Annotated in this window: 5 protein-coding genes and 1 pseudogene; 5 read left to right on the forward strand and 1 reads right to left on the reverse strand. The window is 39.1% G+C overall.

Going from position 1 to position 7,462, the window contains the following annotated elements; all coding sequences use genetic code 11:
- Positions 1-77 precede the first annotated feature (77 nt).
- Positions 78-227: a hypothetical protein gene (locus E4635_RS15660; RefSeq protein ID WP_169630177.1), complete on the forward strand. Its 150-nt coding sequence runs from the start codon at positions 78-80 to the stop codon at positions 225-227.
- An 18-nt stretch (positions 228-245) separates the two neighbouring features.
- The gene (locus E4635_RS00980) at positions 246-611 is read left to right on the forward strand and encodes a hypothetical protein (RefSeq protein ID WP_135524746.1); all 366 of its coding nucleotides are present in this window, start codon (positions 246-248) and stop codon (positions 609-611) included.
- Positions 612-747: 136 nt separating this feature from the next.
- On the opposite strand, the gene E4635_RS00985 is transcribed toward E4635_RS00980, so the two are convergent.
- The gene (locus E4635_RS00985; RefSeq protein WP_135524747.1) at positions 748-1,659 is read right to left on the reverse strand and encodes an alpha/beta fold hydrolase; all 912 of its coding nucleotides are present in this window, start codon (positions 1,657-1,659) and stop codon (positions 748-750) included.
- Between the two features lie 247 nt (positions 1,660-1,906).
- On the opposite strand from E4635_RS00985, the gene E4635_RS00990 reads away from it, so the two are divergent.
- The 3 genes and pseudogenes from E4635_RS00990 to E4635_RS15665 all read left to right on the forward strand — a co-directional run.
- A complete protein-coding gene (locus E4635_RS00990; protein WP_135524748.1) occupies positions 1,907-5,479 on the forward strand; it encodes a T9SS type A sorting domain-containing protein in 3,573 nt (1,190 codons plus the stop codon).
- Positions 5,480-5,875: 396 nt separating this feature from the next.
- Complete coding sequence (locus E4635_RS00995; RefSeq protein WP_135524749.1) at positions 5,876-6,355, forward strand: T9SS type A sorting domain-containing protein; 480 nt, start codon at positions 5,876-5,878, stop codon at positions 6,353-6,355.
- A gap of 20 nt (positions 6,356-6,375) precedes the next feature.
- Positions 6,376-7,462 (forward strand): annotated as a pseudogene (locus E4635_RS15665) (hypothetical protein); the annotation flags it as partial.

Consider the following 7,462-nt stretch of genomic DNA (forward strand, 5'->3'; position numbering starts at 1 on the left):
GTCGTAAATTGTATAACATACCTCTTTTTAATTACTCTAATTTTATTTTAAATAATTAACAACAAAACCTAGTAATCATGGAACATTCAAAAAAGAGTACCGAAAACAAGAGCTCAGCAAAAGGGCCAACCGCTAAATCGGACAGCAAAAAAACCGAGGCCAAAAAATCGGATTCCAAAGCAACTGACAAGGATTCCAAATCAAAAGCATCAAAAAGCAGTATGTAATTTTTAAAATCAAATAAAATGGAAAATCAACAATATGGCAATACAGGTAATGATAACCGTGCCAATCAAAACAGGGAAAACGAAGACACCAGATACGATCGTGATAACGACACAAATTCCAACAGGAATGACGGGAATTTAGATTCTGACAGATCCAGGAACCAAAGCAACCCGGACCGCGACAGGAATCCTGAAGACTCCTTTAACAATGATCCCAACTCCAACCAGAGGGACCGCAGCAAAACCGGAAACGACCGCGACGAAAACAGGGAAGACCGGGACGATGAATTTGATGAAAACAGGGAGAAGGATGAAGACGAGTACCTGCGGAGGGACCAAAAGAGAGAAAGACAAAACCCAACATCCGGTGATATCGGCTTATAGCCGAAAATAACAGGATTTCCCAAAAAAAATCAATTTCGATGCTGAAGAACAAGGATAGCATCAGAGGTGTACATAGTTAATTTTTAGTTTAGTTAGAAACCTGTAATATGATGTATTACAGGTTTTTATGAAAATTTTATTCCTGTTTTTTTATAAAATCAACTATGGAATGAACAAAATCCCTGTTCTGCTCATAATATAAAATATGGCCGCCGTTAATTTTTACAATCGTTTGGTTTGGAAAATGAAAAGATTTATAATGGTCTTCCCCAATAGCATGGTCTTTCTTCCCAGTAATTACCAAAACAGGCATAGCGGCAGCATTGGTGACAATCGTAAAATCCTTGAGGTAATCATCATTGGCAAATGATTTTTGCGCAAAGGAAAAACTGCTTTTGTTGGTATCATCAATACGATGCAAAAGGTCTATATTTTTTTGGTTATCCGATAATAATTTGTAAACCAACCCTTTTTTATCAAATTCACTCCTTACCTTAATTAAGGTATTTAGCAATGAATCATCAGGAGTATTATAAGAAGTGCCCATGCTCGTATTCATATAATTTATTTGATTCTGTATGGAATAATTCAGGTTTAAAGTGCAGTTGGCCAAAATAATCCCTTTTACGTGAGAAGGGTATTGAAGGGCATAATTGGTAGCTAGTATTCCCCCGAAAGAATGGGCTAATAAATACACTTTGTCAGCATTGTATCGGATCCTTATTTCCTCAATGTCTTTTAACATGCGGTTCAACGAATAATCATCGTTTTTTGCATCTTCTGACCGTCCGCTGCCTCTTTGGTCATAATATACCATTGTTAGATGATCTTCCAGGTTCCGGCCTCCTAAATCTTCAAAGGATTTACTCCAGGCGCCAGGGCCTCCGTGGATAAAAATGCATATTGGCCCGGTTCCGGATTTTTTAGTGAAAAGTTTTACATTGTCATCAGTTACAATATAATCAGGAACAGCATTTTGAGCATGTATTTTGATGTTTAGGAAAAGAATCAGCCATAAAAGCCAACTGTTTTTTAGGATTGTAGTCATTTTTTCTTACGTTTTTAGGTTATAAGCTCCCGATTTATTTGCGGTTAATTTTCAAATATACGCAAGTCTGTCTACAAATAGAAGGGCAGGTTCCATTCAAAATAAACAGCAGTAAGTTCGGAAGGGAATCGTATATTTAAAATAAAAGTCTACATTTGGCAAAAAAATCACAAGAAACTAAATGACAGCTATTTGAGGTTTTCAAAAAGTGTGCTATTAGCAAAGGATTTGCGATAAAAACGGAAATATGAGAAAAATTACTTTAGTATTATTTATACTTATAAATTATGCATCGTTTGCACAGGTTGCTTATGAGCAAAAGATAGCAATTGATGATTCGTTTGGCATAGCTGGACCAAATGATACCGCGGTTGCAGATATTAACAATGATGGTTTTGATGATGTAATTGTTGCAGGATCCACAAAAATCGGATGGTTTAAAAATACCAACGGTACAGGGAATTTTTCAAAATGTACTATAATTACCAACGCCAATTCAAGCTATGACAATGTGGTTGCAGGCGATATGGACGGCGATAACGACATTGATATTGCCTTTTCATTCTGGGGAAATAATATCGAACAGTTTTTTTGGTGCAAAAACCTGGACGGCCAGGGTACTTTTGGCACGCCCATATTAATTATCAATGCTAATTCGCCTATGCGCAACCATATCCAGGTCATAGATGTTGATGCAGACAATGATTTGGATATTTTGTGTTCATCGAGTACTTTTTTGACATGGTTTGAAAACACGAACGGCCAGGGAAGCCTTACAGGCCATATTATTGCCGGTTCCTACACCAGTTCTGCTACCAGTGTAACTGCTTTTTATGCTTATAATGCTGATTCCGATGCTAGGGCAGAAGTAGCATTAATTGTAAATGGGGTTTTATGCTGTTATAAGATTAATGCCAATTTCACTATCACGAACCTGGATTCCATCACTTCAAGCCCATTTTCCGATACCATCAGTGCGGCCGACATCAATAATGACGGGTTTGCTGATATTGTTACTTCATATAGTAACGGTAACTCAAAAAAACTACAATGGTTTAAAAACCTGACAGGCGCAGGATCGTATGGAACAGCTCAAAATCTTGTTACACTGCCAACGCCTACCACATCTGTTGGAAACGATAAAAGAGTCCTTGAAATAAAAGATTTGGATAACGATTCAAAACCTGATATTTTACATATTGATTCCAATGTCCAAAATGTGGGCTGGTACAAAAATTTGGGGAATAATACCTTCGCATTGCAGCAGGTTATTGCAACCAATGTAAAAAACGTAAAGGATGTCATGTATTTGGATGCGAATGAAGACGGGCGCATTGACGTACTTATTGCTTCACATGATAATAGCAATCTGTCATGGTATAATAACACGAATGGCGCCGGGGTTTTTGGCACCGGAAATAAAATAAGTTATTTAGCCGCTGGCCCGGATAAGATTGATGCCGGTGATATTGATAACGATGGTGATCTGGACTTGGTTGCTTCATCGGGCCCGGTTGGCTGGTATAGAAACACTAACGGTAATTTTAGCGAACCGCAAAATTTCATTACCGAAGACATTATAAATGCTTCCGATGCCACCCTTGGTGATATGGATAACGATGGCGATCTTGATGTGGCTCTTTTCTCCTGGTATCAAAACAATGGCGATTTGAGCAGCATTGTCTGGTTTGAAAACACAAATGGCTTAGGCAGTTTTACACAACAGCACCTTGTGGTTTCCAATACTGAAAAAATTCAGGCCATACGATTGGTAGATATTGACCATGACAACGATTTAGATATTATTTGCGGATCTAACAATAATGTAATCTCCCTTTATAGGAATAACGGCAACGGGACATTTGCCGCACAATCCATTTTTTCAACGTACACTTATAACAGGTATTTGCTGGATATGGTTGTTGCTGATTTTGACAATGACAATGATCCTGATGTAGCGGTAAGTTTCAACAATAACGAAATTGCCTGGTACGAAAACAGTGACGGGCTAGGGAACCTTTCGACCAAACACGTAATTGTGGCCACGATGCATTATCCAATCAGTATTTTTGCCGCTGATTTGGATGGAGATAATGATAAAGACCTGATTTTCAATAACAGGTTCCAAAACCAGGTGGGTTATTTTAAAAACAACGGATTGGGAGCATTTGGTGCTGCAACCGTAATTCCTATTCCCGGTTTATTGCATCCAAGTATCGCTTTTGCACAGGATGTCGATAATGATGGCGACCAGGATTTGTTTTTTGATAATGAAACCGGTTCAAAACTATCTTATATGCTAAATGATGGATTATCTAATTTTTCAAGCCCTTATGAAGTGTATACTTCCAATTACAATGTTAGTTACAATAAGAACATTTCCAGTATTGTTTCAGCCGATATAAATGCAGATGGGAAATTGGATTTTGCCTTAACCGAAGTCACTTTAAACAAGGTTGCCTGGTTTAAAAACCTTGGTTTATACCAAAATAAAATCAAAGGGACCGTTAAGCTTGATGCTGACGTAAATGGCTGTACTGCTGCGGATGCCAATGTACCGAATGTTTTGGTTACCACACAAAACGGAGCAAATACTTTAGCAACATTTACGCAACCTGACGGCACTTACGAATTAATAGCAAACCAAGGTAATTTCAATACAAGCATCACCTCTCCGATACAAAATTACAGCAGTAACCCGGTATCGCAAACCACTAATTTTGCCTCTGTTGGCCAAACTGAAACAGTTGATTTTTGCTTGCAGCCAACGCAGTTAATTGATGATTTGCAGGTAAAAATATACCCTTTGCAGCAACCACGGCCAGGTTTCAATACCAGTTATAGGATTGTGGTTTACAATAACGGAACCAATCCATTGAGCGGGACAGTTGCTTTTACTTACAATAATGCTAAGCTGAATTTCATTTCAACTTCACAGGCAATTCAATCCCAAACGGCTAATTCGCTTGTTTTTGCATTTACGAATCTGATTCCATTCCAATCCAGGAATATTGATGTTGTACTTCAGGTAAAAACAATTCCAAATGTGTCGCTTGGAGATGCACTCCAGTTTCAGGCGCAGTTAAGCGGAGTAGGAAACGATGTTCATCTATACGATAATCAGTTTGCATTGCATCAGACAATTATTGGCGCGTATGATCCGAACGATATAAACGTCCTGGAAGGAAATGAAGTTTTAATTGATAATGCCGATGAATACCTGCATTACATCATCCGTTTTCAAAACACAGGAAACAGTTTTGCCAGCAGGGTCCGGGTAAGTAATATCCTTGATAGTAAATTGGATTTCAGTACGTTGCAACTCGAAACAACAAGCCATGCAGGTAAGGTTGAAATTACAAACGGAAACAATGTTGATTTTATTTTCGATGCCATTTATTTGCCAAGCTCAAGCCATAATTTCAATGCATCACAAGGTTTCATCTGTTATAAAATAAAACCAAAAAACAATGTGGCAGTAGGGGATATCATTACCAATAATGCCAATATCTATTTTGATTACAATCCGGAAATTGCCACTAATACCGTTCAGACACAAATTGTAGCTGCGCTTAATGTGAATGATTTTACCGGTGTAAATGATTTGGTTTTGTTTCCAAACCCTGTAAAAAATTGGTTGAATATCAGTACAAGCATCACAAAATATAAAGTGGAAATTTATTCACAGCTGGGACAATTGCTGTATGAAGTGAACGACCAGGGCAAAATAGATTTCAATGGTTTTAACCCGGGTATTTATTTCGTAAAAATAATCGATGACAACAAAAACAGTGTTTCCAAAAAGATTATAAAATTATAAGAAACACCTGAAATTTAGATCAACAAGTAAAAGCTGCAACAAAAAGTTGCGGCTTTTTTTATTTAAAAATAGGACTATTGGAAAATCCGCAAAGCGATATGCATTTTTTCATTGTTTTTTGAATCATAGCCTTAGCCGTTCCCTTCCTGCGCTACTTCTCTGTTTACTGTAGTTAAATGCCTTGTTTTTAACAATTTATACATAAATACCTTACAAATTTTTTTTGTAATAGCAATACCTTTAATAGAAAGTAAAAGATTACAAACTCTACCCCCGCTATTTTTTACTTCCGATAACCAAAACCCAGCTGGTTCACTTATTTTATTTTTTCAATTTAATCGAACATCCAGGCAGGGAAAGAAGCGGATTAAACTGTAACTAATTAAAATAACAGATATGAAGACAAAAAAATTACTTCTCATTGCGGCGTATTTGAGTTGCACTCAGATAAACGCGCAGGAAGCCATAGCATCCTCAGGGGGAAATGCCTCGGGGATCAATGGCAGTACTAATTATTCGGTGGGACAGATGGTCTATAGTACCAATTACGGGGCGACAGGATCGTTAATGCAAGGGGTGGAGCAACCCTTTGAGATTCAAGTTGTGCTAGGGGTTGATGACTTTAATATCAGCCTTGCAATATTGGCCTATCCCAATCCAACCACCAGCTTACTTTACCTACAGGTGAAAAAATACGATTTCGAAGGTATGCAATATCAGTTATTCGACCTTAACGGAAGGTTGCTAGACAAGAACGTAATACGTTCAGAAACAACAACCATTCAAATGGAGAGATACCCCATGGACCTTTATTTGCTAAAAGTATTTGATCACCATAAAGAAGTTAAAACATTTAAAATCATCAAACGAACCTAAATCATTTAAAATTATCAGATATGAAAAAAATATACATAGTAACATTTTTGTTATTTGCTTCGATGACGGTATTTGCTCAAGGGCAAAATTCCATGAGTTACCAAGCGGTAATCAGAAACGCCGCCAGCGAACTAATAGTAAGCCAACCCGTTGGCATGAAAATCAGTATTTTGCAAGGTACAGCCACAGGTCCTGCTATTTATGCAGAAACACAAACACCTATTTCAAATGTAAACGGCCTTATTACACTGGCTATTGGTAGTGGAAGCCCTGTTACAGGCACTTATAACACTATCAACTGGGGAAACGGCCCTTATTTCATTAAAACAGAAACAGATCCTACCGGAGGAACAAATTATACCATTGTGGGTGTAAGTCAATTGTTAAGTGTTCCTTATGCCCTTTATGCAGTCAATTCAGGAAGTTCGATAGCAGGTCCTATGGGTCCACAAGGTCCGGCCGGTTTGAACGGTTTGGACGGAGCTACTGGTCCAATGGGTCCACAAGGTCCGGCCGGTTTGAACGGTATCGATGGTATCAACGGATTAGACGGCGCGACAGGTCCAATGGGTCCACAAGGCCCGGCAGGTTTGAACGGTATTAACGGATTAGACGGAGCAACCGGTCCTATGGGTCCTCAAGGTCCGGCAGGATTAAACGGTATTGATGGAATCAACGGATTAGACGGCGCGACAGGTCCTATGGGTCCACAAGGTCCAGCCGGTTTGAACGGTATCGATGGTATTAACGGTTTGGACGGTGCCACAGGTCCTATGGGTCCACAAGGTCCAGCCGGTTTGAACGGTATCGATGGTATTAACGGTTTGGACGGTGCCACAGGTCCTATGGGTCCTCAAGGTCCGGCAGGATTAAACGGTATTGACGGAATCAACGGATTAGACGGCGCTACCGGTCCAATGGGTCCACAAGGTCCGGCAGGATTAAACGGTATTGATGGTATCAATGGTTTGGATGGAGCAACAGGTCCAATGGGTCCACAAGGTCCAGCCGGTTTGAACGGTATCGATGGAATCAATGGTTTGGATGGAGCAACTGGTCCTATGGGTCCTCAAGGTCCGGCAGGATTAAACGGTATCGATGGTATCC

It is taken from the genome of Flavobacterium humi (assembly GCF_004745595.1).
Lineage (GTDB): Bacteria > Bacteroidota > Bacteroidia > Flavobacteriales > Flavobacteriaceae > Flavobacterium > Flavobacterium humi.